Annotated in this window: 22 protein-coding genes and 1 pseudogene; 4 read left to right on the top strand and 19 right to left on the bottom strand. The window is 42.3% G+C overall.

What is annotated here, in order from left to right; translation table 11 throughout:
• Positions 1–12: 12 nt before the first annotated feature.
• Positions 13–891: an ABC transporter permease gene (locus tag BXY41_RS06120; protein WP_104435859.1), complete on the top strand. Its 879-nt coding sequence runs from the start codon at positions 13–15 to the stop codon at positions 889–891.
• Entirely contained in the window at positions 888–1,661 is a 774-nt protein-coding gene (locus BXY41_RS06115; RefSeq protein ID WP_104435856.1) for an ABC transporter ATP-binding protein, read from the top strand. The genes BXY41_RS06120 and BXY41_RS06115 overlap by 4 nt, the downstream gene beginning before the upstream one ends.
• A gap of 47 nt (positions 1,662–1,708) precedes the next feature.
• Here the strand turns inward: BXY41_RS06115 and BXY41_RS06110 are convergent, their stop codons facing one another.
• From BXY41_RS06110 to BXY41_RS06070, 9 genes are all read right to left on the bottom strand, one after another.
• A complete protein-coding gene (locus BXY41_RS06110) occupies positions 1,709–3,655 on the bottom strand; it encodes a glycoside hydrolase family 127 protein (RefSeq protein WP_104435853.1) in 1,947 nt (648 codons plus the stop codon).
• A 17-nt stretch (positions 3,656–3,672) separates the two neighbouring features.
• Complete coding sequence (locus BXY41_RS06105; protein ID WP_104435850.1) at positions 3,673–4,716, bottom strand: LacI family DNA-binding transcriptional regulator; 1,044 nt, start codon at positions 4,714–4,716, stop codon at positions 3,673–3,675.
• Between the two features lie 32 nt (positions 4,717–4,748).
• On the bottom strand, positions 4,749–5,600 hold the full coding sequence (locus tag BXY41_RS06100; protein ID WP_104435847.1) for a carbohydrate ABC transporter permease: 852 nt from the start codon (positions 5,598–5,600) through the stop codon (positions 4,749–4,751).
• 12 nt (positions 5,601–5,612) lie between these two features.
• Positions 5,613–6,536, bottom strand: a complete 924-nt coding sequence (locus BXY41_RS06095; RefSeq protein ID WP_104435844.1) for a carbohydrate ABC transporter permease — start codon at positions 6,534–6,536, stop codon at positions 5,613–5,615.
• A 29-nt stretch (positions 6,537–6,565) separates the two neighbouring features.
• A complete protein-coding gene (locus tag BXY41_RS06090) occupies positions 6,566–7,834 on the bottom strand; it encodes an ABC transporter substrate-binding protein (protein ID WP_104435841.1) in 1,269 nt (422 codons plus the stop codon).
• A gap of 330 nt (positions 7,835–8,164) precedes the next feature.
• Positions 8,165–9,190, bottom strand: a complete 1,026-nt coding sequence (locus tag BXY41_RS06085; RefSeq protein ID WP_104436299.1) for a sugar kinase — start codon at positions 9,188–9,190, stop codon at positions 8,165–8,167.
• Between the two features lie 68 nt (positions 9,191–9,258).
• Positions 9,259–10,290, bottom strand: a complete 1,032-nt coding sequence (locus BXY41_RS06080; RefSeq protein ID WP_104435838.1) for a sugar kinase — start codon at positions 10,288–10,290, stop codon at positions 9,259–9,261.
• A 34-nt stretch (positions 10,291–10,324) separates the two neighbouring features.
• Positions 10,325–10,975, bottom strand: coding sequence for a bifunctional 2-keto-4-hydroxyglutarate aldolase/2-keto-3-deoxy-6-phosphogluconate aldolase (locus BXY41_RS06075; protein ID WP_104435835.1), 651 nt, complete (start codon positions 10,973–10,975; stop codon positions 10,325–10,327).
• A 110-nt stretch (positions 10,976–11,085) separates the two neighbouring features.
• On the bottom strand, positions 11,086–11,847 hold the full coding sequence (locus tag BXY41_RS06070) for an IclR family transcriptional regulator (RefSeq protein WP_104435833.1): 762 nt from the start codon (positions 11,845–11,847) through the stop codon (positions 11,086–11,088).
• 214 nt (positions 11,848–12,061) lie between these two features.
• Between BXY41_RS06070 and BXY41_RS06065 the strand changes: the two genes are divergently transcribed.
• Together BXY41_RS06065 and uxaC are read left to right on the top strand one after the other, a co-directional pair.
• Entirely contained in the window at positions 12,062–13,063 is a 1,002-nt protein-coding gene (locus BXY41_RS06065) for a LacI family DNA-binding transcriptional regulator (RefSeq protein ID WP_104435830.1), read from the top strand.
• Positions 13,064–13,094: 31 nt separating this feature from the next.
• Positions 13,095–14,492 carry a glucuronate isomerase gene (gene uxaC, locus BXY41_RS06060; protein WP_104435827.1) on the top strand — a complete coding sequence of 466 codons (1,398 nt, stop codon included), beginning with the start codon at positions 13,095–13,097 and terminating at the stop codon, positions 14,490–14,492.
• Between the two features lie 74 nt (positions 14,493–14,566).
• On the opposite strand, the gene BXY41_RS06055 is transcribed toward uxaC, so the two are convergent.
• The 10 genes and pseudogenes from BXY41_RS06055 to rsxC form a co-directional block, all read right to left on the bottom strand.
• On the bottom strand, positions 14,567–15,709 hold the full coding sequence (locus BXY41_RS06055; protein ID WP_104435825.1) for a hypothetical protein: 1,143 nt from the start codon (positions 15,707–15,709) through the stop codon (positions 14,567–14,569).
• A gap of 88 nt (positions 15,710–15,797) precedes the next feature.
• Positions 15,798–16,562, bottom strand: a complete 765-nt coding sequence (locus BXY41_RS06050; RefSeq protein ID WP_146088556.1) for a C39 family peptidase — start codon at positions 16,560–16,562, stop codon at positions 15,798–15,800.
• A 288-nt stretch (positions 16,563–16,850) separates the two neighbouring features.
• On the bottom strand, positions 16,851–17,243 hold the full coding sequence (locus BXY41_RS06045) for a hypothetical protein (protein ID WP_104435821.1): 393 nt from the start codon (positions 17,241–17,243) through the stop codon (positions 16,851–16,853).
• Between the two features lie 15 nt (positions 17,244–17,258).
• Positions 17,259–17,597 carry a cytochrome b5 domain-containing protein gene (locus tag BXY41_RS06040; RefSeq protein WP_104435819.1) on the bottom strand — a complete coding sequence of 113 codons (339 nt, stop codon included), beginning with the start codon at positions 17,595–17,597 and terminating at the stop codon, positions 17,259–17,261.
• Positions 17,598–17,795: 198 nt separating this feature from the next.
• Positions 17,796–18,584: an RnfABCDGE type electron transport complex subunit B gene (locus BXY41_RS06035; protein WP_104435817.1), complete on the bottom strand. Its 789-nt coding sequence runs from the start codon at positions 18,582–18,584 to the stop codon at positions 17,796–17,798.
• A gap of 19 nt (positions 18,585–18,603) precedes the next feature.
• Positions 18,604–19,179 carry an electron transport complex subunit RsxA gene (gene rsxA, locus BXY41_RS06030; protein WP_104435815.1) on the bottom strand — a complete coding sequence of 192 codons (576 nt, stop codon included), beginning with the start codon at positions 19,177–19,179 and terminating at the stop codon, positions 18,604–18,606.
• A gap of 12 nt (positions 19,180–19,191) precedes the next feature.
• Positions 19,192–19,986 (bottom strand): electron transport complex subunit RsxE, encoded by a 795-nt coding sequence (rsxE, locus tag BXY41_RS06025; RefSeq protein ID WP_104435812.1) that lies wholly within the window; start codon positions 19,984–19,986, stop codon positions 19,192–19,194.
• An 11-nt stretch (positions 19,987–19,997) separates the two neighbouring features.
• Positions 19,998–20,605, bottom strand: a pseudogene (locus tag BXY41_RS06020) (RnfABCDGE type electron transport complex subunit G).
• Position 20,606: 1 nt separating this feature from the next.
• On the bottom strand, positions 20,607–21,530 hold the full coding sequence (locus BXY41_RS06015; RefSeq protein WP_104435810.1) for an RnfABCDGE type electron transport complex subunit D: 924 nt from the start codon (positions 21,528–21,530) through the stop codon (positions 20,607–20,609).
• 11 nt (positions 21,531–21,541) lie between these two features.
• A complete protein-coding gene (gene rsxC, locus BXY41_RS06010; protein ID WP_104435808.1) occupies positions 21,542–22,864 on the bottom strand; it encodes an electron transport complex subunit RsxC in 1,323 nt (440 codons plus the stop codon).
• Positions 22,865–23,366: the final 502 nt, after the last annotated feature.

The raw sequence follows: 23,366 nt of genomic DNA, 5'->3' as shown, positions 1-23,366 counted from the left end.
GGAAGTGAAATCATGTCAATTATACTTGGCGTTTTGGAAGAAGGTCTGGTTTATGCCATTATGGCGCTGGGCGTATACATCACATATAAGATTCTGGATTTTCCGGATCTTTCCGTTGATGGCACGTTTCCCCTTGGAGGCGCTGTTACCGTTACACTTATATTAGCCGGTATAAATCCTCTGGCAACCCTGTTTATCGCATTTGCCATTGGAGCTCTGGCAGGGTGCATCACAGGTTTTATCCATGTAAAATTAAAAGTGCGGGATCTTTTGTCTGGTATTATTGTCATGACTGCTTTGTACTCCGTTAATTTAAGAGTTGCTGGAAAAGCCAATGTTCCATTTTTCAATGTGAGCACCATTTTTGAAAACAGCCTGGTTAACAGGCTGTTTCCGGCGTCACTAAGCGGTGTTACTGTGGTTGTGATTCTGGCAGTCATCGTTTTCGTTGTTAAATTTATTTTAGACCAGTATTTAAAAACCCGCTCCGGATATCTGTTAAGGGCAGTTGGTGATAACGAAACACTTGTCACTTCCCTTGCGAAAGACAGAGGGATGGTTAAAATAGTGGGTCTGGCCATTGCAAACGGTCTGGCCGCTCTTGCAGGTTCTGTCTACTGTCAGCAAAAAGGCTTCTTTGAAATCAGCATGGGAACCGGAACCATTGTCATCGGGCTTGCCAATGTCATTATCGGTACAAAGCTTTTTAAGCGGATCGGATTTGTAAAATCAACCACTGCTGTCATTATAGGCTCTATCATTTACAAAGCCTGCGTATCTTTTGCAATTTTCTTAGGAATGGAAGCTTCAGACTTAAAACTGATCACATCAGTTTTATTCCTGGCCATTCTGGTATTGAGCAACGGCAGGGAAAAGAAGGTGAAAGCATGATTGAACTGAAAAACATAAATAAATATTACAACCACGGGACTGTCAACGAAATGTGCCTGTTCCACAATTTTGGATTGACCATAAAGGATCAGCAGTTTGTTTCTGTTGTGGGAAGCAACGGATCTGGAAAGACTTCTCTTTTAAATCTGATCTGCGGCAGCATTCCTCTGGACAGCGGATCCATACTCATTAACGGCACCGATATTACCAACATGCCTGAATACCGCCGCCAGCGGCGCATTGGAAGAGTTTATCAGAACCCCGCCATGGGAACCTGCCCCAATATGACCATACTGGAAAATATGGCACTGGCTGATACGAAAGGAAAACCCTTTAATCTACTTCCCGGAACCAATAAGCAGCGGATTGGCTATTACAAAGAACAGCTTCATACATTAGGTCTTGGACTGGAAGACAAACTTCACGTAAAGGTTGGAGTTTTATCCGGAGGTCAGCGACAGGCCATGGCACTTTTGATGTCAACCATGACTCCCATCGAGTTTTTGATTCTTGATGAACACACCGCAGCACTCGACCCGAAAACGGCTGAGATTATCATGCAGCTGACAGATAAGATCGTGAAAGAGAAACAGCTGACCACCATCATGGTAACCCATAACCTGCGCTACGCAGTGGATTACGGAAACAGACTTCTGATGATGCATCAGGGCAATGCAGTTGTGGACTGCGCAGATGAAGAAAAAAATGGCCTGGATATTAACTTTATACTTGAGAAGTTTAATGAAATCAGCGTGGAATGCGGAAATTAAAATGAAGAAAGCCTGGATCAGTCAGCTAAAGTGATCCAGGCTTTCTTCTATTCCTTTTCTCTCATCCAGACAGTCATCTCTCCCTCTCCCCGATTGTTCCAGCAAAAGTAAGGAATTGCTTTCAATTCTGTTTTTTCATAAACCGGCCTCTCTTCTCCATATAGAGAATCCCCTGCCTTTTCATAATCAATACGGCTTCCCTGTAATCTGGCGCACAGGGTGCCTCTTAAAAGCTGATGGTCATATTCTTCCTGTGGCTCTACGCTGGTATCGATCACCGCACCGGATAAATATTTTCCATTATCCGCCTCTTCCAGGCAATAGACCACCGGTCCCTTCATCAGGCTTACTTTTCCTATATTATGGCGCACTCTGGGGTTGGATCTGACGTATCGGAACGGAACATTCAGTTCCATAACAACAGTATCATCCATTTCCCAGATTCTGTTTAAATAAAGATACCCTTTTTCCAGAGTTCCAGCCTCTTCTTTTCCATTGATTTTAAGTACTGCTCCCTTGCAATAAGAAGGAATGCGCACAGCAAGGGTAAACTGACTTCCAGGTTTTTCCGGACTTATGGAAAGAGTAACCGTTCCATTCTCAGGAAAATTGCATTCCTGACTTACACAGATACCGACTCCTGAGAGCTGACACTCCATTCTGCTTCGTATAAAAAGATTGACGTAGATTGTACTTTCATCTGAAGCGTATATGTAATTACCAAGGGAAGCAAGGGTTCTGGCAATATTGGGCGGACAGCAGGCCACTCCGAACCATAGCTGTCTGGTTGTTTTTATATGCCGGTATGTGGGATTTTTTTTCACCACCTCAGGCACTACCTCCAGGGGATTTACGTAGAAGAAATGTGTTCCATCCATGGCAATTCCTGCAAGAAGGGTATTATACAGGGCTTTCTCCACGATGTCCATGTATTTTCCATCTCTGGTGAGATGAAACATCCGGTTGGAGAACATGGCGAGACCTACCGTGGCACAGGATTCTGAATAATTGGTATCATTGGGCAGGTCATAGTCTGCTGTAAACCGTTCCCCATAGGCGGCTGATCCAATACTTCCGGTTATATACATCCGCCTGTTTACAATATTTTCCCACAGCGTTTCACACTGGCGGGTAAGAGCTCCGTCCTGATATTCATAAGCCAGGTCTGCCATTGCACTGTAAAGATAAACAGCCCGGACACAATGACCTTCTGCTGTCTCCTGCTCCTTCAATGGCATATGAGACTGATTATAATCCAGATCAAAATCTTTAAATTCAGGAAAAATATAGTTCCCGTTCCTGATACAATCCTCATTTAAGAAATAGCAGGGTCTCTCTCCCCTTGTCCTTACAAAATAATCCGCAAGCCAGAGATAATTTCTGTTTTCCGTCACCCGGTATAATTTCACCAGTGCCAGCTCAACTTCCGGATGCCCCGGATAGCCATGAATTTTACCTTCCTCCGGTCCAAAAACAAGACATAGATGATCTGCAAATTTACACATTACATCGAGAAATTTTCTTTTTCCAGTGGCCTCGAAATACGCCACAGCTGCCTCGATCATATGACCAGCTGTATAAAGTTCATGTCCCTCAAATAAGTCTGACCATCTTTTGTTTCCGGTAATTGTATAATAAGTGTTTAGGTATCCGTCCTCGCACTGGGCTGCAGCAATCAGATCAATGGCCTCATCCGCCGCTTTTTCAAGACTCTCATTTCTGTTTTTATTGAGGGAACAGGCAACTGCCTCCAGCCACTTTGCTGCATCGGTATCCTGAAACACCATGCCCTTATGCTCTCCTGTCTCCTGCCCTGCTGCAATACGGAAATTCCTGATGCAGTAGCTTTTTTCCGCTCCCTCCACCCGGTCATTAATCAGGTCCCATTGAAATGGCAGAATTACCTCATCCACCAGATCTATATATTTCCCCCAGAATGTATCCTGTATTGTAACATGTTTTAAATCTGCACCCGTCAGTTTATTTCCCACCATACCTTTTCCTCGCTCTGCTATCTATTTTCCTGATTCAGTTTTTTTACCGACTCCCCTTCAATCAGAGTACAGGGAAGTGTGATGCTCACATCTCCAACGCTGACTCCGCTTACATTTTCAAGCAGCAGCTCCATAGCGCGGTAGCCCATCTCCTGCAATGGCCGTTCCACGGTTGTAATCCTTGGCGTTACGTATTGAATAATATCAGAATTATCAAAGCCTGTGACAGAAACATCATCAGGCACCTTCAGTCCCAGCTCTCTTGCTGCATCATAGACACCCACTGCCATGTCATCATTCATCGCTACAATGGCTGTGGGGTGATCACTTTTATTCAACAATTTCTTAGCAGCTTCTTTTCCTTCCCGGTACTTCCAGTTCCCACAGGTTATATTCTCCTCTTTCATGGTAATGCCGGCCTCGTTTAACGCTTTTAAGAAACCATTGTATCTTAATGCGGCGGGCTCTGACTCCTTTAATCCGTTAATAACCCCAAACTCTCTATGTCCGTTTTCAATGAGCATTTTTGTCATATGATAAACTGTCTTTTCATTGCTATAGCGAACCGATGATCCTTCTCCGTCTGTGTAACAGTAGCAGTAAACCACCGGTTTTTTAATATTGCCCAGGATATGACTGATTTTCCGGTCATGCATGCCTACATAAATAATGCCGTCCACCTGCATTCCGATCATCACATCCAGTGCCTTATCAATGTCCTTCTGATAGTTGGAAATGTGATCGAACTGGGATTCAATTTTATTTAACAGCCTTAAATTGCTCAGTATGGTGTTATAGCCTCTTGCTTCTGCAATCTCATTGATCCCGTCAATAATATAAGCCGTATGCCATACTGTTACATCCTCTACAATCACCCCTACCAGAAAGGATTCATTCCTTCTTAAGCTCTTTGCCAGGATATTGGACCGATAACCGGTTTCCTTGATAATCTTTTCTACCTTTTTTCTGGTTTCATCACTGACCTGTGCCGTATTATTTAAAACATACGATACCGTTGCCACGGAAACTCCTGCCATTGATGCAATTTCCTTTAGTGTCATGTATTCTCTACTCTCTCTTTCCTTTTCCCTGTTTAGCCCTTCAGCCCGGACGTTTTAATTCCTTCCACCAAAAATCTGGATCCGAACAGATAAAGCAGCATGGGAGGCAGAATCATGAGCGTGGAGGCAGCCATTATGGAAGGCCAGTTAATTACAAACGCATTACCTGAAGTATACATAAATGTAGTCATAAGTGCAATGGTCAGAGTCCTCCATTTATCACTGTTTATGTAAAAAACCGGCTGGGTCAGTTCATTCCACCAGAAGACGCAGGATAACACGCCAATTGTGGTAAAGGTTGACTTTGATAAAGGAATCAGCACGCGGAAAAAGATACCGATTCTGCTGCAGCCATCCATGGTAGCCGCCTCATCCAGTTCCTTCGGGATAGAACGAAAAAACTGACGGAACAGAAATACGTTATAGGGATAGGCAAAAAATGCAGGTACAATCATGGGAAGCAGGGAATCCAGCCAGCCAACTTTTCCAAACATAATATACTGGGGAACAATGAGTGCAATATTTGGAATCATCATTGTTCCCACGATCAGGGAAAAAATCATATTTTTCCCCGGAAACTCCATTCTGGCCAGGGGATAGGCAACCAGTGAGGAGGAAATTAAAGTTCCCGCCGTGGTTCCCGCCATTAGAAGAACTGTGTTTCTGACATAAAGCACATAGTTGGAATGATAAAAAATATACTGATAGTTTTCTAAGGTCTCTTTTTGAGGGAAAATACCAGATGATGAAGTAAACTCTGTTAAGGTCTTAAAAGATCCGGTGAGGACCCATATAATCGGAGAAAACATGATTATCCCTACCAGAATTTTCATCATAAAAACCAGAATCCGGCTGGTTCTTTTTTTCGTTTTAGCTGATTTCATGTCTCTCCCCCTTTAATTTTCATAGTAAACAATCTTTTTTGAGATTGCAAATATTCCAATTCCAAAACAGCACGCAATCAGAAACAGTATGACAGACATGGCACAGGCATAGCCTACCTTCATATTGCTGAACGCTTCTTTATAGATCAGAAGGCTGAGCACCTGTGACATTCCGTTAGGATCACCATTCTCTCCAGTCAGTGGATATAAAAGGGCAAATGAGCCATTCAATGCACTGATACATCCCATAACCGCATTAAACAGGATAATGGGTGATATCATGGGAAGGGTGATCCCAAAGAATTTTTTCAATGGACTGGCTCCGTCAATTTCACATGCCTCATAAAGCTCTCTGGGCACATCATTTAAACCGGATCGGAATATGAGCATCATTTGTCCTGTATTGTACGTAAACAGGGTGATAAAAAATAGCGCCAGATAGACGGTGCGGCTGTCGTACAGCCAGTTAACCATCACATTTTTACCGGTTAAAGCAGAAATAATCCCATTTAAAAGCCCTGCTTCCTTTCCGAATATAGTTCGGAATGTATAGGCAAGTGCTACCGTCGGAATAACCGACGGTAGAAAATAACAAAACTGAAAGAGACCATTGAGCCTTTGCCTGTAATTTAGCAGCAATGCCATAACTACTGCCCATATTGTAGTTACAATCATCATAACAATTGTGAAAAACAAGGTAACACGAATGGAATTCCAGAACGTGGCACTTTGAAACATGTTTATATAATTAGCCAGACCTATGAACTGGGAAACACCATTTAGTTTCCTGTTTGTCAGGCTGACAGCAAATAAAAAGGCAATGGGAAACAGGGTGAAGCATACAAATCCTATCATCCACGGAGCACAAAAGGCATAGGCTGTCAGATGATTCATAAGCTTTTTCTTCTTCGCCGTCTTACTGCTTTCTTTTTCCATTATTATTCACTTTCCTTCCAGCTTACCGCCTAATAACCGATGGTTTCCCGGGCATAGGCATCAGCTTTTTTTACAGCTTCTTCGGGTGTCTTCTGACCAAGTACTGCCGCGTTAAATTCGCTGATGGCATTGTTGGTAACTCCGGATGGAAGACAGGTATATCCAAATACACCGGCCTTTAAGGAATCGGTCATTGCATCCCAGTTTTTGATGGTAGTGGCACTTTCCACCTTCCATGCACCTTTTTCAGCAATGGATTTGATGGCAGATGGATTGCCGCTGGACTTTGAATTAATGGTCTGCCCCTCTTCTCCCATCAGATATTCGATTAACTTAAATGCGGCATCCTGGTTTTTACTTTTTGCATTAATGCTGTAAAAGCCGGTATGAAGTGTATTGTATTTTACTTTATCCGTGGGGATGGTAGCAATATCCCACTGAAAAGGAAGGCTGCTTCCATAAGTTCCGATATTCCAGCTTCCCTGCCAGCTCATAGCCGCCTTGCCAGAAGCAAATAAATCTGCCGTATCGGAAGATGGTTCCGGCATTACCCCGCTTTTTGCCATGGCAGCTACATCTGAAACAAAGGATATTGCACCGTCGCCAATGACCATCTGTCCCTTGGAAGGATCGTATACCTGATCGCCTGCCCCGCCAATTCCTGCCCACCAGGTCTGGGTATTGGGAAGTGTACAGCCATACTGTTTCGTTGTACCGTCAGCCGCTTTTTGAGTCAGCTTTTCTGCAGCGGACTTATAGTCCTCATAAGACCAGTTGTTGTCCGGATAAGAAATCCCGGCAGCGTCAAACATATCTTTATTATAGAAAAGAAGCTCTGTAGCAGCACACCACGGCAGACCATATGTACCTCCAAGCCCTGCGGACAGTGCGGAGACTGCGTCAATAAAATCTCCTGTTTTGACGGTTGAATTTTTCAGGTAATCATCCATGGGAATAATACCTTTTGCCTTGGCAAAATTGGCGATATCATTTTCCCAGATCACATAGATGTCAGCAGAATTATCCCCTGTGGAAACCATCTGATTTAGCTTGGAAGAATAGTCGCTTTCCGGAATCACCGTTACTTCCACTTTAATCCCGGTTGCCTTTTCTGCCTGAGCATACATATTCAGTGCCTCATCCTGATTGGGTTCATTCCATACAGCGATGGTAACCTTCTGTCCTCCGTCTTTTTTTGTGCCCCCGGCTGTCTCTCCCCCTTTTGTGCTGCAACCGGCCAGCATTCCCACTGCAGCCGCTGTCAGAAAAAGTAGTCCCCATAATTTCTTCCTTCTCATAAAATTTTCCCTCCAGATTATTTTTTATTTAATCGTTTAAACCAGCATGTTTAAGAATAGCTAAAAGATGATATAAAATCTTTCAGCGTAAATGTTATTTAAACGTTTAAATTATTAATTATAGAAATTTTATTACACACATTAACTAATCTAACTATATAATATAATTTATATTTTGTCAATTATGCATTATATATTTATTTTTATATGATATGTATTATAATATTTTATTTAAAGGTTTAAACCTATTACAGAATGAAGCTTCTGATATCAAATCAGGCGGAGCAGGATTTCATTATCCTGTTCCGCCTGTCAATGGATCTTATTTACCTACCTGCTCATCTCGCTTTGAGGTCCCTTATCATTATGTTCCCGAATTACAGTATTCACTTCACTCAAATCAGAGGTTGGAAGATCACCTGGTATGGTGTTCTTTAAAGCTGCAGTGGCATTGCCGTACTGAACTGCCTTCATGCAGTCACCGCCAGTGCTTAAAAGGCCATAAAGAGCACCTGCTATATAAGCATCTCCGCTTCCAATCCGGTCAACAACATCAATATTATGGTATGGCTCTTCCTCATAATACTCGTTTCTTGCAGCATCGTAAATAATGGAACCGAACGTATGGCTCTTCGGACTATGTACGATTCTCTGCGTAGAAGCCACGATGGAAATGGGATAATCTTTTGTAAAGCTCTTCATCATCTCTTTGGCTGTTCCTTCTTTTTTGAAGGTCAGCCTTGCTGTATCTTCCGAGCAGAAGAAAATGTCCACAAAGGGAAGGATCTGCTCGATGCAGGCTCTTGCTTCCTCTCCTGTCCATAAATTACCGCGGAAATTTACATCAAAAGAAATGATGGTGCCGCTCTCTTTGAATTTGCGTATCATATCAATGGCAGTCTTTCTCGTATTCTCACACAGAGCAAGGGTGATGCCGGTGGTATGAAAGCAGGTAGTTGCTTTGTACATGTCCTCTGGAAAAGAGGCTTCACTGATATTATAGAAAGAGCTGTTCTTTCTGTCGTAAATTACCTTGGGTTTCCTCGGATATGCACCATATTCATAATAATAAAGTCCAAGTCTGGCATTGGAGCTGTTATCATAAACAAAATAATCATCACTGATTCCATAAGAACGCACTTTGTTCTTTACAAAATTTCCCATATCATTGGCAGGAAGCTGGGTTACTACACCGGTATGAAGTCCTAAAAGAGCCGCACCTACCGCAACGTTTAACTCTGCTCCACCAACCTGTTTCTGAAAGGAATCTCCCCGGACCAGTCTTTCCACTCCGTCCGGAGACAGACGTAAAAGCAATTCTCCCAGGCTTAATAAATCAAATGGTCTGTCACTCATCTTGATCGTTCCTCCATAGATTTTAAAAAAGGGGGTCATGCATAATGACCCCCGATGTATCTGTCTGATTATCTCTGAACACGTCCTGATCCGTCACCGCCAGCAAGGCTGTCAACATCTTCTCTGGATACAAGGTTAAAGTCGCCAGGAATGGTGTGCTTTAATGCGGAAGCAGCTACTGCAAATTCCAGAGCAGCCTTGAAATCTTTCTTATCAGCCATACCGCAGATTACGCCTGCTGCGAAGGAATCTCCGCCGCCTACACGGTCTACGATTGGTGTAACGTGATACTTTCTGGAATGATAGAATTCACGGGTAGCTCCGTCCATAATACATGCAGACCAGCCGTTATCGGAAGCGGAATGGCTTTCACGTAAAGAGCTGATTACATATTTGAAGTTGAACTTGTCAACCATCTGATTGAAGATATCAACATATCCCTGTAATTCCAGTTCTCCGGAAGTTACATCTGTGTTGCCTGGCTTAAAGCCAAGTACTTTCTCTGCATCTTCTTCGTTACCGATACATACGTCAACATACTGCATTAAGTTAGTCATAACCTTCTGAGCTTTTTCAGAAGACCACAATTTCTTACGGAAGTTTAAGTCAACGGATACAGTTACGCCATGTGCCTTAGCTGCCTTTAAAGCTGCCTCAGTCAGTTCTGCTGCGCTGTCGCTGACAGCAGGAGTGATTCCTGTAAAGTGGAACCAGTCTGCACCCTCGAAGATCTCATCGAAGTTAAAGTCTGCTGCTGTTGCAGTAGAGATAGAGGAATGTGCTCTGTCATATACAACAGTAGAGGCTCTCATAGCAGAGCCTGTCTCTAAGAAGTAGATACCAAGTCTTTCACCGGTCTTTGCAATGTGCTTTGTTCCAACATTGTATTTTCTTAATGCTGCAACTGCGCAATCACCGATTGGATTCTTCGGAACTGCAGAAACGAATTCTGCTTCATGTCCGTAATTTGCAAGAGAAACAGCAACGTTTGCTTCGCCGCCGCCGTAATTTACATCAAACTCATCTGCCTGAATAAACTTTTCATTGTTCGGGGTAGATAATCTTAACATGATCTCGCCCATGGTTACGATCTTTGCCATTTTGTATTCTCCTTAATTCTCAAGTTGTTTTCTATTATTTGCGAGCTGCTGCTACTGCTTCAACAAATTCTTTTGCTTTTGCTGTAACTGCTGCAAAATCGCCTGTGTTAGCGCCCTTTGTCAGGCTGCTGCCTGTACCAACTGCATATGCACCTGCCTTGATCCACTTATCAACGTTATCAACGTCAACACCGCCGGATGGCATGAAATCACCCTGAGGAAGGGGGCCTTTAAAGGAGCTGATCGCTGCTGGTCCCATGATGTTGCCTGGGAAGATCTTGATGATGTCACAGCCGCATTCCAGTGCAGTGATAGCTTCAGTTGGTGTCATAACACCTGGGAGCATCGGTACTCTGTAACGGTTGCAAAGCTTGATTGTCTCTACGTTTAAGCCTGGGCTTACCACATAGTTTGCACCTGCAAGGATTGCTGCTCTTGCAGTTTCTGGATCAAGTACTGTACCTGCACCGATTACAACATCTTCATTGGTGCTATATTTTTCAGACATTTTAGCGATGAATTCAATTGGGTTTCCTTCATCCATAGTCATAGTAATTTCAATAAAATTAATTCCGCCTGCAATGATTGCATCAACGACTTTCTCACCCTGTTCCAGGCTTTTTGCACGAACAACAGCAACCAGACAGTCTTTTTTCATCTTTGATAAAACTTGTTCTTTTTTCATGATTGTTCTTCTCTCCTTTTTTAAATTCGCATATACGAATCAACTTCATATTTACGATTCTTATACTTGAAATATTAATCGCTTCCAGGCATTTTGTCAATAAGTATTCCTCATATTTTTCCAAGAAAGCCTAATAACCTGGAAACCTCCATACCCTTTCTGGAAACCAGCGTTCCAAGAGCCTCATAATCTTCCGCCGGCTTATATAAGCTGGAAATGCTGATCGCTCCCAGTACGTTGCCATCCCGGTCAAAAACCGGAGCTCCCACGCACTGCATATGCTCTTCCATCTCTCTTGCATCAAAGGCGTATCCTCTTTCTCTGACCTGTTCCAGTTCAGCAAGGAGGCCTTCTCTGTTTTCAATGGTTCGTTCTGTATACCGGGTAAATCGGATACGGCTGATGATCTGATCTCTGTTTTCCTCATCACTGTATGCAAGAATCACTTTCCCCAGGGAAGTGCAGTACATCGGATTTTTCGATCCCACCGTAGCGGTTGTAATGATAGGATTCTCCGGTTCGAACTTACATATGTATACAACATGATGATCCGACGGAATTCCAAAGAAAACAGTTTTTCCTACTTCTTTGGAAAATGCCTTCAGTACCGGCTCAATAATTCCGATGAAATTCAGATTATTGGTATAATTAACTCCGATTCTGTATGCCATTAAGCCAATGGTATAATTCTGTTTCTGCCCCCGTGTCACATTGACCATGCCCATCTCTCCCAGAGTGGTGACAATATCATAGGCACTGGTCTTTGGTAAATCCAGTTTCTGACAGATATCATCTAACGTTGCGCCTTCCGGTGTTTTCGAAATAAGCTTCAGGATTTCTACTGTACGTTGTGTGGTTCTGTTAAGTTTCATGGTATAGCCTCCGTTTCTAGGCTCTAGTATACTCCCGGGATCTACAAAAAAGCAAGATTATTTTCGCATATACGAAGTATTTGTAAGTGTTTACAGGATTATACTGATTTTATGGATTATTTTACAAAATTAATAAATGAGGGATTGTAATATACATCATAATTATGTATAATAACTTAGGAATGTAAATACTTACAATTACGGAGGGATGCTTTTGAATATTTATGATGTTTCCGAACATGCTCATGTTTCAATCGCCACCGTTTCCCGTGTGATTAACGGGAATCCCAATGTCAGTGAGAAGACCAGAAAGCGGGTTCTCGCTGTCATGGACGAGCTTGGTTATACACCGAATGTGTTCGCCAGAAGTCTGGGGCTTAACACCATGAAGACCATTGGAATCATGTGTGCGGATTCCTCTGACCCATGGCTTGCAGAAGCTGTCTATTTTCTGGAAAAGCAACTGAGAAGCAGCGGATACGATTCCATCTTATGCTGCAGCGGCTATCTTCCCGAAACCAAAAAGAAGTATCTGGAACTGCTGCGTTCCAAGCGCGTGGATGCCATAATCCTTGCCGGCTCCCATTACGTGGAAGCAAAAGAAAAGGACAATGCCTATCTTTTGGAAGCGGCAAAGGACATCCCCATTATGCTGGTCAATGGCTGTCTGGAGGGCGGACAGATCTACAGCACTGTCTGTGACGATCAGGCCGCTGTCTATTCTGCTGCTGCAAAGCTTTACCAATCAGGCCGGTCGGCTCTGTTATATCTTTATTCCGGTACTTCTTACAGCAATCTACGGAAGCTCGCCGGCTATCGTCAGGCCACTGCTGCAGCCAGTTTGCCGGTACGGGACGAGCTTATGGTTCTCTGCTCCAAAGACCCGGATCTTGCCATGGAACAGATTAAGGAACTGTCTGATTCCGGAATAAAGTTTGATTCCATTTTAGCTGCTGAGGATATTTTGGCCGTTGGTGCGGTAAAATATGCGAATCAGACCGGAATTTCCATCCCTGAGGGCTTAAGCATCATCGGATACAATAATTCCATATTGTCCCGCTGTACAACGCCCGAAATCACTTCCGTTGACAACAAGGTTGAAGCTCTCTGCACCACTACCGTCAATACTTTGATGAAGGTGTTAGAAGGAGGGAATGTGCCTGCAAAGACCACCATTACTCCAGAGCTGATAAAGCGAGGTACTACTAATTTCTAATCACATATATTTTTAAGGAGGACTCACCAACATGAAACAGTTTATGGACAAGGACTTTTTACTGTCTACCCAGTCTGCAAAAGATCTTTATCACAATTATGCGGCTAAGATGCCTATCGTAGACTATCATTGCCACATCAATCCACAGGAAATCTATGAAGACCGCAAATTTGATACCATTACACAGGTATGGCTGGGCGGCGATCATTATAAATGGCGTCAGATGCGTTCCAACGGTGTAGAGGAAAAATACATTACAGGAGATGCCACTGACAGAGAAAAATTCCAGAAATGGGCAGAAACCATGCCAAAGCTCATTGGGAACCCTCTTTATCACTGGAGCCATTTGGAACTTCAGAGATATTTTGGTTACACCGGCTACTTAAACGGAGATACGGCAGAAGAAGTCTGGAATTTATGCAACGAAAAGCTTCATCAGGATTCCATGAGTGTGCGTAATTTAATCAGACAGTCCAATGTAACCGTTATCTGTACTACAGATGATCCTGCTGATACACTGGAATGGCACCAGAAAATTGCTGCAGATTCTACATTTGAGGTAAAGGTTCTTCCAGCATGGAGACCAGACAAAGCCATGAATGTTGAAAAGCCTGATTTTGCTGTTTATATTGAAAAACTGTCTGCAGCAAGCAATATGGAAATCAAAGACTTTGCTTCTTTAAAGGCTGCTTTAAAGAACCGTATGGAATTCTTTGCAAGCCAGGGCTGCTGTGTTTCCGACCACGCACTTGAGTACGTAATGTATGTGCCTGCAGATGATGCAGAGCTTGATGCTATCTTTGCAAAGAGCGTTTCCGGAAAAGCTGTTACGAAAGAAGAAGAGCTGAAATATAAAACTGCATTTATGTTATTTGTAGCAAAAGAATACAATCGCATGGGATGGATCATGCAGCTTCATTATGGCTGCAAGAGAGATAACAATGCGTATATGTTTGAGCAGTTAGGACCTGATACAGGATTTGACTGTATTAACAATTACGCTCCTTCCGCACAGATGGCTGATTATCTTAACGCCTTAAGCGCTACTGATGAGATTCCGAAGACAATTATCTACTCCTTAAACCCCAATGATAACGCATCCATCGGAACCATCCTTGGCTGCTTCCAGAGTCAGTACCCAGGAAAGATCCAGCAGGGTTCTGCCTGGTGGTTTAATGATCACAAAACCGGCATGACAGACCAGATGACTTCTCTTGCCAACTTAGGATGCCTTGGAAACTTCATTGGTATGCTTACCGACTCCAGAAGCTTCTTATCTTATACCAGACACGAATATTTCCGCAGAATTCTTTGTGAACTGGTAGGCGGCTGGGTAGATAACGGAGAATATCCGGACGACCAGAAAGCGTTAAAAGAAATTATTGAAGGCATTTCTTATAACAATGCCATGAACTATTTTGGATTCTAAATCATCAGAATAAGAACAGGGTGCCGCAAAGCATGGCTGATTTCAGCTGCTTGACGGCATCTTTTCTTTTCACTTCATGATTTATCGTTATTTTGGGGAATCAGATATACCGTTTCACTGCCGTCATGATCGGAATCCGGCTGTTTGACAATTAAGAGATTATCCCCATAAGACAGCATGACACGAATATTTGATGAATCGTTTTCTAAATCAAAATTTTGAAGTTCAATTTTTCCCGTATCCTCTTTTATTCTGTAAATCTGATTCGTATTTCTTTTATATAAGTATTTATTCGCAGTAAGACCGGAAAAATCACGGACATACTCAACATCATTTTCATATAAAAGAGCCTGATTATCGCCTTTTTCAAAATCACTGACAATGGTATTATTAGAATAATCCGTAATCGTAAAATAGTGATTGAATACGCTGAAAGAGCCTATCCCACTGGTTAATTCGTAGGTTTTTAGCAGATCGGTTATATTTGTTTCACTAATAAAAGAGAAATCAGAATTATACTTTGTAATAAAGCAATTGAAACTGGAATCAGACTTGCTTTTTTCTAAAGCATATAGATAGCTCCCATCACTGGTTAAATATATAATCTGGCGGGGTACGTTTACTTTACCTGAAATCGGGGTACCGGATTTTGTATCCAGCTCCACCTGCTCCATGTTCTGGTTACTGTTCATTGTTTCCACAAAAGAATAAAAGTCTCCATTCTCGGTATTATTACCTTGTAGAGATATCAGGCTGCCCCCTAAGACTGTTAATGGAATAAGCTTCTGGGAATACATATTTTTAGATACCGCATACATCTTATCTTCTGAAAAATTTACAGCATATAAGTCATTTTCCAGTTCTGATCCATTATAAAGACTTAGATAGAAATAAAGCGTATCATCGATCAATGCGTTGCTCTTCCCTTTCAAAGCAAAATTATCCACGGTTAGAATCTTTTGATTACTTCCATCCTTAAAATTGTAAATATAAAAAGTGGCATCCGACTCGCTCATCTCCATATATAATAATTGAGTCTCATAAATATCTATATAGGTTCTCAGAGCAGAATCATCAAAGGTCACATTGTAAGCCTGGATTTCATTTGATGAGTATTCACCGGCATTGCCATGATCCGGCTGAATATGGCATCCGGACAGGAATATGATGCTTATCATGATCAGCGGCAGGATAAAGCCTTTTATTTTCTTATTCATATATTCAGCAACTCCCTCTTGATGCCTTAAAAAGACCAAAGGGAATATATCCCCTCAGTCTTTTTAAGAAATCTGACATTTGATAAATCTAATACATAAATCCAATATTTACCCGGCTGTATGCTTTATATAAAGTAGAAGCAGACTTCGTATATGTCCAGGATTCTCCGACCAATCCTGAACCAGAGTACCCAATCCATGGATCACCCAGGGCAAACGCGGACTTATCACTTTTCGCTCCATACACCGACATAAAATGACCGTTTGTTGAATAGAGCCAGCCATCACTGGTTGAAAAGGTCAGTCCAATAATCGGTGCTGCTTTTGATGAGGAAACACCGTTGTATAAGAGTCTGCACATCTCAGAGGAGGATTCATTGTATCTTCCTACGTATCTGTTTCTCGTCTGCTGTCCGTTAATATAGTTTATCATATCAGCAAGATAAGAGCCATTGGTGGTAGTTCGGCATCCTCTTGCAATGTCCGACTGGTTGCGGGCAACGCCCAGATAATTTAATGCAGCCTGAACAGTTGCCGGGCCGCAATTATAGTTTGTGATCTGGCTGTATACGGTATATCCGTTTAAGTACTTCCAGGAAGTGGCTGCCTGGCGTGACAGGCTCTGATTCAGTAAATCATCCTTCTTAACGCCTGATTTATCCTGCGGTCTTGCAGTTCGGGCGCCTTGGGGAGCTTTCAGGGAATCCCCATTTACAGGGCTGCTCTCTCCGTTTACAGAAACTGTTTTCGCTTCTATAAATTCTTTTGTGGAATTCTCCTGTGCTGCAAAGGAAATGCTGTTGGCTGACAACGCCATTGTTAAAGTCAGAACCATTAAAAGTAGCTTTTTCATAATAATTACCCTCCATTTTCTTTTGTTACCAGATTCTTTTGATTCAATTACCGGATATCCGGCGGCCTGATGCAATACTTAATACGAAATGGCACTCACCTCCCCCTCGGCCTGTCATTCCAATATACTACAAAAATCTACAAAATACGGGACCATGTTGAAAATAGCAGTTTATGTGTAATAAAATACTGGTTTTATGTTCCACTAAAATGAAGAGACCCACAAAGGTTAGATATTTATTCTACCTGTGTGGGTCTCTTCAATCTCATATAATGTAATACTTTTCTTTTAAAATCCAATGTAATAAAGCGCTCCTGGTACCAGCAGATGCAAAGCTATAAAAAGAATCGCCAGCAATGCCATTCTCCTGTGCCATACTAAGATTACAGCTTTTTTCTTTATGGAAAAGAGTACTCCAAGAATCACTGCTGCAATACTGACCATCCAGGCAAGGGTACCTGTATGAAGCCGGATTGAACCAAGCGCCAGGTATCCATGAATCAGAGAAATCACTGCCAGACCAAACCCGGCAGGTTTATGAATCTTTCTAAACCTCATTCTCCAACTGGTAATCATACGATTCTTCCCTTTGTAGAATAACCGGTTTATATGCCTCAGCAAAAACGGCATCATAACAATTGCAAACAAAACTGCGCTTGTAATACCTAATACCTCATACATCTCATCGCCTCCGGTTTATTCCACAATTTTTCCTACTTCTTTCATCTTCTTTAAAACTGAAGTTCCGTGAGGAGATACTTTCTTAATCTCTTCTGTCAGATCCTTACCTGCCGTATAGCCGTTATGTTCTCCGTCCTTCCACATCTTACTTTCAGTAACATCATAGATCACGCCGTCAACCGCGATATAAGCGGGATTTCCGTCTTTACCATTATACTTTGAAAGTTCATCCAATGTAAGTTCCAGTTTTTCGGAGGATTCAGTGGTGTTGTCCTGAACTTTTGAACTGGCACAGCCAGCAAGCAGGAATATAATCAAGAATGAAAGAACATAAATTATCATGTTTTTTTTCATAGAACCATCTCCTTTGTATCTTTTTTGTATTTGCTATTATATCAGTATATTTACTTTTTATCAAGAATTAATCTAAATTATAAATCATTTTTTTAACATTTTCTGTTAAATTGCCAGAAAATTAACAATAAAAATGCTGTAACACAAGACTGTTATGAAACAAGCCTGTATTACAGCACTCTGATACCTATCGCATTTTTATATAATTACCTTAACCGGGCACTTGGCGGCACATTTACCGCAATTGGTGCATTTGTCATAATCAATGATTGCAACATTATTGTCCATATGGATGGCATCAAATTCACACTGTTTGATACACATGGTACAGCCAATACAGCCCACTTCACATTTCGCCTTAACATCTTTCCCCTTATCATGGGAGTTACACTGAACTAAATACTCTGCTTTATATGGAACCATATCAATTAATGCATTGGGACAGGAAGCCACACATTTGCCGCAGGCAACGCACTTCTCCTTATCAACTACCGCAATACCATCCACAACATGGATCGCATCAAATTCACATGCTTTCACACAGGATCCGTATCCCATACAGCCATACACACATGACTTCTCACCAGAACCCGGCACAACCGAGATCTTACGGCAGTCATCAATGCCATAATAATTATACTGTACTTTCGTTTTGTCACAGCTGCCTTTACATTTTACAAAAGCAACTTTTTTATCAGTAACACCTGCGGAAACGCCCATGATTTCGCCAATCTTTTCTGCTACGGCAGCGCCGCCTACGGGGCAGGCACCAACGTCAGCCTGACCTGCAGCAATGGCTTTTGCAAGAGCATCACAGCCTGCATATCCACAGCCGCCGCAGTTGTTTCCTGGCAGCTCATCTCTGACAAGAATTTCTTTTTCGTCAACTTCGACTTTGAATTTCTCACTTGCAATGCCGAGGAATACGCCAATCAGAATACCGATAATGCCCACAACGGCCGCCGCATAAATAATTCCTGTTATCATATTCTTTCGTCTCCCCCTTCTAAATTAATCCGGAAAATCCGAAAAATGCGATCGCCATCAGGCCAGAGGTAATCAGAACAATCGGTGATCCCTTAAAGGAATGAGGAACGTCATTATATTCGATTCTTTCACGGACACCAGCCAGCATTATAATGGCAATGGTGAAACCAACGGATATACCCACACCATTGATCACACTCTCCAGAATGTTATAATCTTTCTGAACATTGGTCAGAGCCACACCTAACACTGCGCAGTTGGTTGTGATCAGGGGAAGATAGACTCCAAGTGCCTCATAAAGAGCGGGCATGGATTTTTTTAAAAACATCTCTACAAACTGCACCAGTGCAGCAATTACAAGAATAAACACAATGGTCTGCAAAAATTCCAGATGAAGTCCAACCAATATGCTCTTATATATAACACTGGTAGCAAATGATGCAATGGTAATAACAAAGATAACAGCCGCGCCCATGCCGGCAGAAGTTTTCACGTTTTTGGAAACTCCAAGGAATGGACAAAGGCCGAGGAACTGGCTAAGCACAACGTTGTTGACCAGTGCGGAGCCAATGGCAATTAATAATAATTCTTTCATCGATCCACTCTCCTATTCGTCTTTCTTGGAAGTTGCAGATGCTGATTCTGCTTCTTTTCTGGCAGCTTCTGCTTTTTTAGCCGCAAGCGCTTCTTCCTCTGCCTGTTTTTTTCTGGTTTCCAATACTTCATGATTTGACATACAGGAAGAACCAGTACAGGACATACAGTTACCTCCACAGGCTAACTTAGACTGCGGAACAGAGCCATTGGTTGCAGACGGGGCTTTAAACTTATTCTGCAGAGCAGTTAAAATAGAAAGCACAAAGAATGCACCAGGAGCCAGAACGAAAATAGCAATGTGGTAATTCTCCGGAATGATGGTGTGTCCGAATACGGCACCGGAACCCAGAATTTCACGAATAAGACCGATACAGGTTAATGCTACGGTGAAACCAAGTCCCATACCGATTCCGTCAAATGTGGATGCCACCACGTCGTTCTTGGAAGCATAGGATTCTGCACGGCCTAAGATAATACAGTTCACTACGATCAGAGGAATGTAGATTCCAAGAGCGGAATAAAGGCTGGGCACATAAGCCTGTAAAAGCAGCTGCACAATAGTAACAAGAGTTGCTACAATAACAATGTAAGCCGGAATTCTGACACGGTCCGGAATAATCTTACGCATAGCAGAAATAATCATATTGGAAAATAACAGTACCACAGTCGTGGAAAGTCCCATACCTGCTCCGTTTACTGCAGATGTGGTAACAGCCAGAGTCGGACACATACCGAGCATCAGCACGAAGGTCGGGTTCTCTTTTACGATACCGTTAAATAAACGTTCTGTACATTTGTTGTTCATCTTCCCACCTCCTACTGATTCATATAGTGATGCACATAATACAATGCTGCATTAACCGCATTGGTAGTAGCGCTTGATGTAATGGTAGCACCGCTGATGGCATTGATTTCAGCGTCACCTGCATTACCTGACTTGGTAACAGTAAGTGACTCCGCATTTTTCCCTGTATACTGGTCTTTAAATGCAGGATCTTTTGCTTTCAGACCTAAGCCCGGAGTATCGCTGATTGCCAGAAATTCAATTCCGCTTATGCTTCCATCGGCTTTAATTCCAACAGACAGTTCGATTGTACCGCCATAGCTGTCATCGGAATGGGAAGTGATGACATAACCAAGCAGTGTACCGCTTGCGTCTACCGCCTGAAGTGCATTGTTCACACCGACCTTACCGAAGTCCTGTGTGGTAAGATCTGCGTTGCAGGTTTCAATGGCAGCTTTCATCTTATCATCAGATTTAAAATCATCCGCTTCCGGAAATACTGCTTTGTATGCCACAATGTTGGCAGCCAGAGTTGCCTTCTCGATAGGAGCTTTGGTAATCTGATAAGCACCGCCTAACAGGAAACCGGAGTAATGACAAATAAAATCAACGCGTCTTTCATATATCCGCCACTCTTCATCTTATTTGCCCTCCTTTCCAAATGCTTTTGGAAGTGAAATCTTCTCAATCAGCGGAACCAGAATATTGCTGATGATGATTGCATAAGAAACTCCCTCTGCAGAACCTCCGAAAAGACGGAACAGACCGGTAAGCACACCTAAAAGAATTCCGAAATAGATCTGCCCCTTTGTTGTAACAGGACTTGTTACATAATCGGTTGCCATAAAGAATGCACCAAATATGATACCGCCGCCGCATAAGTGAGTCAGGACGTACATCAGGTCATGCTGTCCGAACACAAATACAAACAGAGAAAATGTAATTAAATAGGCAGCCGGAATACGGATTGATATTACTTTTCTTGCGATTAAATACGCTGCACCAATCAGAAGGGCAATAACAGAAACTTCTCCGATTGTTCCAGGAATTTTTCCGATAAACATGGCAGCCACATCAACTGACTGACCAGCTTTAAACGCTGCAAGAGGAGTGGGACTTACAACCGCGTCATTGTATGTAAACGTGGTCATAGGACCTGCAAAAGAGATCAGAAGAAAACATCTTGCCGCAAGGGCAGGGTTCATAAAGTTCTGTCCCAGACCGCCGTAAAGCTGTTTTACAACAATAATCGCAAACACACCGCCTAAAAATGGCATCCATAACGGAATTGCCGGAGGCATGTTAAGTCCAAGAATCATTCCGGTTACAAGTGCACTGCCGTCACTGACAGTTACTGGTTTCCCCATCAGGGTTTCAAAAACATATTCACTTAATACACAGGATAAAATGCTGACAAGCAACACCAGTGCAGCTTTTACTCCAAACTGATATACACCATACGCAGTAGCCGGGATCATGGCAATTGCAACATCCAGCATAAGATTCTGTGATGTTACCTGGTCCCTGACATGAGGTGATGATGATACGTTTAATAATTTACTCATACTTCACTCTCCTACGCTTTTTTTCTGCTTGCGATAACTGTTTTGCGCATCTCTTTAAATGCCTGGGTTAATGGCAGTTTTGCCGGACAGGCATATGCACAGCAGCCGCATTCGCAGCATTCCATACCGTCTAATTTTACAAATGTATCTACGTCAGATCTCATGGCTGCCTGCATCATCATCTGTGGAACCACGCGGCTTGGACATACATTGACACATCTGCCGCAGCGGATACAGGCAGTAGGCGCACTCAGTGCAACCTCATCCTTTGACATACAGGTAAGCGCAGAGGAAGTCTTGGTAACAGGGATATTCATGTTAAACAGCGCCTGTCCCATCATCGGTCCTCCGGAAATCACTTTTTCCGGTTCTGTTTTAAATCCGCCGGAAGCCTCTAACAGCTCGGCATAATTTGTTCCTGTTCTCACATTATAGTTCTGTGGGTTTGCAATCGCATCGCCGGTAACCGTTATAATTCTTCTGATTAAAGGAGTGGAGTTTGCAACTGCATTGTAAATGGATATAACCGTATCCACGTTATCCACGATGCAGCCTGCATCAGCAGGAAGCATGGAAGAGTTGATTTTTCTTCCTGTTACCGCATAAATCAGAGCGCGCTCTCCACCCTGTGGATATTTTGTCTTTAAGGGGCAAACCGTGATTCTGGGCTCATCTTTTACCAGCTCCGTCATCACTTTGATTGCTTCCGGTTTATTGTTTTCAATTCCAATTACACCTTTGGCATTATCAAACAGCTGCAGGATAATATTCAAGCCTTTTATAATACTTTCCGGCTCTTCCATCATCATCCGATAATCGGAGGTCAGATATGGTTCGCATTCTGCTCCGTTTACGATAATCGTATCAATCTTTGTCTCATCCTTCGGTGTAAGCTTTACATGTGTGGGAAATCCTGCACCGCCAAGACCTACAATACCGGCCTCTTTTACGATATCACGAATCTCTTCCTTTGACAGGGATTTCGGATCCCGCTGTTTACCAAAGCCTTCCGCCTCCTGATATTTGCCGTCATTCTCAACTATAATTGACATTACCATGGAGCCGTTGGCAACCATTCTTGGCTCAATGGTTTTTACTGTTCCTGAAACAGAACTGATCACACAGGCTGAAATAAAACCGCCTGCCTCCCCGATCTTCTGACCAACCAGTACCTGATCTCCTGCTGCCACCAGAGGCTTTGCAGGCGCACCGATATGCTGGGACAGCGGGAACACCATCTCGCCTTTTGGCTGCAGTACCTGCACAGGTTTATTTTCCGACAATTCTTTCCCCTCATAGGTGTGAATGCCGCCTTTAAATGTAGCCAAACCCATTAGACTAACCCTCTTTCTTTACAATTCTTTATCTCTCCCGACAAAATTTTCTCATTTTGTCACCGGAATAAGTATAACACAATCTGTTAGTTGAAACAATCCGAAATTACATATTGTATACTGTGTTCCAATTGTAATTCTTACCATTGGAAGGAGGTATTGCTTCTACTAATGTCAGAATTTATTGTTAAATGTTAAACAATTAAACATTGTAACCATTGCCTTTGTATACAAAAAAAAACAATCAGCTCTGCTTGTACACATAAAAAAACAAAATAATTAAATTTTCCAATTCATATTTTTATTTTTATACATATTTCTTTGTTAAATTTTTGTTAATTTTTTCTTTTTTCTGAAAAATCAACTTCATTATTCATAAATATTTTTCATTAATAAACCCTTTTATTTATTAAAATAAATAATAACAAAAAAGGAACATTGAGTATGCTATGAATAGAAATCCCTTTCTATTCATAGCTTTGCCCAATGCTCCCTCACTAAA

Origin of the sequence: Lacrimispora xylanisolvens (assembly GCF_002934545.1) — a bacterium.
In the GTDB taxonomy this organism is placed as follows: domain Bacteria; phylum Bacillota; class Clostridia; order Lachnospirales; family Lachnospiraceae; genus Lacrimispora; species Lacrimispora xylanisolvens.
The sequence above is the reverse complement of the archived record's forward strand: the minus strand, read 5'-3'. Positions and strand labels throughout refer to the sequence as shown.

Excerpts from the sequence above, each read along its gene's own strand:
- BXY41_RS06080 (WP_104435838.1), bottom strand. The coding sequence starts at position 10,290 with ATGGCAAAGATCGTAACCATGGGCGAGATCATGTTAAGATTATCTACC.
- BXY41_RS06035 (WP_104435817.1), bottom strand. The coding sequence starts at position 18,584 with ATGATAACAGGAATTATTTATGCGGCGGCCGTTGTGGGCATTATCGGT.
- BXY41_RS06040 (WP_104435819.1), bottom strand. The coding sequence starts at position 17,597 with ATGAAAAAAAACATGATAATTTATGTTCTTTCATTCTTGATTATATTC.
- BXY41_RS06105 (WP_104435850.1), bottom strand. The coding sequence starts at position 4,716 with ATGACACTAAAGGAAATTGCATCAATGGCAGGAGTTTCCGTGGCAACG.
- BXY41_RS06055 (WP_104435825.1), bottom strand. The coding sequence starts at position 15,709 with ATGAATAAGAAAATAAAAGGCTTTATCCTGCCGCTGATCATGATAAGC.
- BXY41_RS06100 (WP_104435847.1), bottom strand. The coding sequence starts at position 5,600 with ATGAAATCAGCTAAAACGAAAAAAAGAACCAGCCGGATTCTGGTTTTT.
- BXY41_RS06120 (WP_104435859.1), top strand. The coding sequence starts at position 13 with ATGTCAATTATACTTGGCGTTTTGGAAGAAGGTCTGGTTTATGCCATT.
- BXY41_RS06085 (WP_104436299.1), bottom strand. The coding sequence starts at position 9,190 with ATGAGTGACAGACCATTTGATTTATTAAGCCTGGGAGAATTGCTTTTA.
- rsxE (WP_104435812.1), bottom strand. The coding sequence starts at position 19,986 with ATGAACAACAAATGTACAGAACGTTTATTTAACGGTATCGTAAAAGAG.
- BXY41_RS06050 (WP_146088556.1), bottom strand. The coding sequence starts at position 16,562 with ATGAAAAAGCTACTTTTAATGGTTCTGACTTTAACAATGGCGTTGTCA.
- BXY41_RS06075 (WP_104435835.1), bottom strand. The coding sequence starts at position 10,975 with ATGAAAAAAGAACAAGTTTTATCAAAGATGAAAAAAGACTGTCTGGTT.
- rsxA (WP_104435815.1), bottom strand. The coding sequence starts at position 19,179 with ATGAAAGAATTATTATTAATTGCCATTGGCTCCGCACTGGTCAACAAC.
- BXY41_RS06090 (WP_104435841.1), bottom strand. The coding sequence starts at position 7,834 with ATGAGAAGGAAGAAATTATGGGGACTACTTTTTCTGACAGCGGCTGCA.
- BXY41_RS06095 (WP_104435844.1), bottom strand. The coding sequence starts at position 6,536 with ATGGAAAAAGAAAGCAGTAAGACGGCGAAGAAGAAAAAGCTTATGAAT.
- BXY41_RS06015 (WP_104435810.1), bottom strand. The coding sequence starts at position 21,530 with ATGAGTAAATTATTAAACGTATCATCATCACCTCATGTCAGGGACCAG.
- rsxC (WP_104435808.1), bottom strand. The coding sequence starts at position 22,864 with ATGGGTTTGGCTACATTTAAAGGCGGCATTCACACCTATGAGGGGAAA.
- BXY41_RS06115 (WP_104435856.1), top strand. The coding sequence starts at position 888 with ATGATTGAACTGAAAAACATAAATAAATATTACAACCACGGGACTGTC.
- BXY41_RS06070 (WP_104435833.1), bottom strand. The coding sequence starts at position 11,847 with ATGAAACTTAACAGAACCACACAACGTACAGTAGAAATCCTGAAGCTT.
- uxaC (WP_104435827.1), top strand. The coding sequence starts at position 13,095 with ATGAAACAGTTTATGGACAAGGACTTTTTACTGTCTACCCAGTCTGCA.
- BXY41_RS06110 (WP_104435853.1), bottom strand. The coding sequence starts at position 3,655 with ATGGTGGGAAATAAACTGACGGGTGCAGATTTAAAACATGTTACAATA.
- BXY41_RS06045 (WP_104435821.1), bottom strand. The coding sequence starts at position 17,243 with ATGTATGAGGTATTAGGTATTACAAGCGCAGTTTTGTTTGCAATTGTT.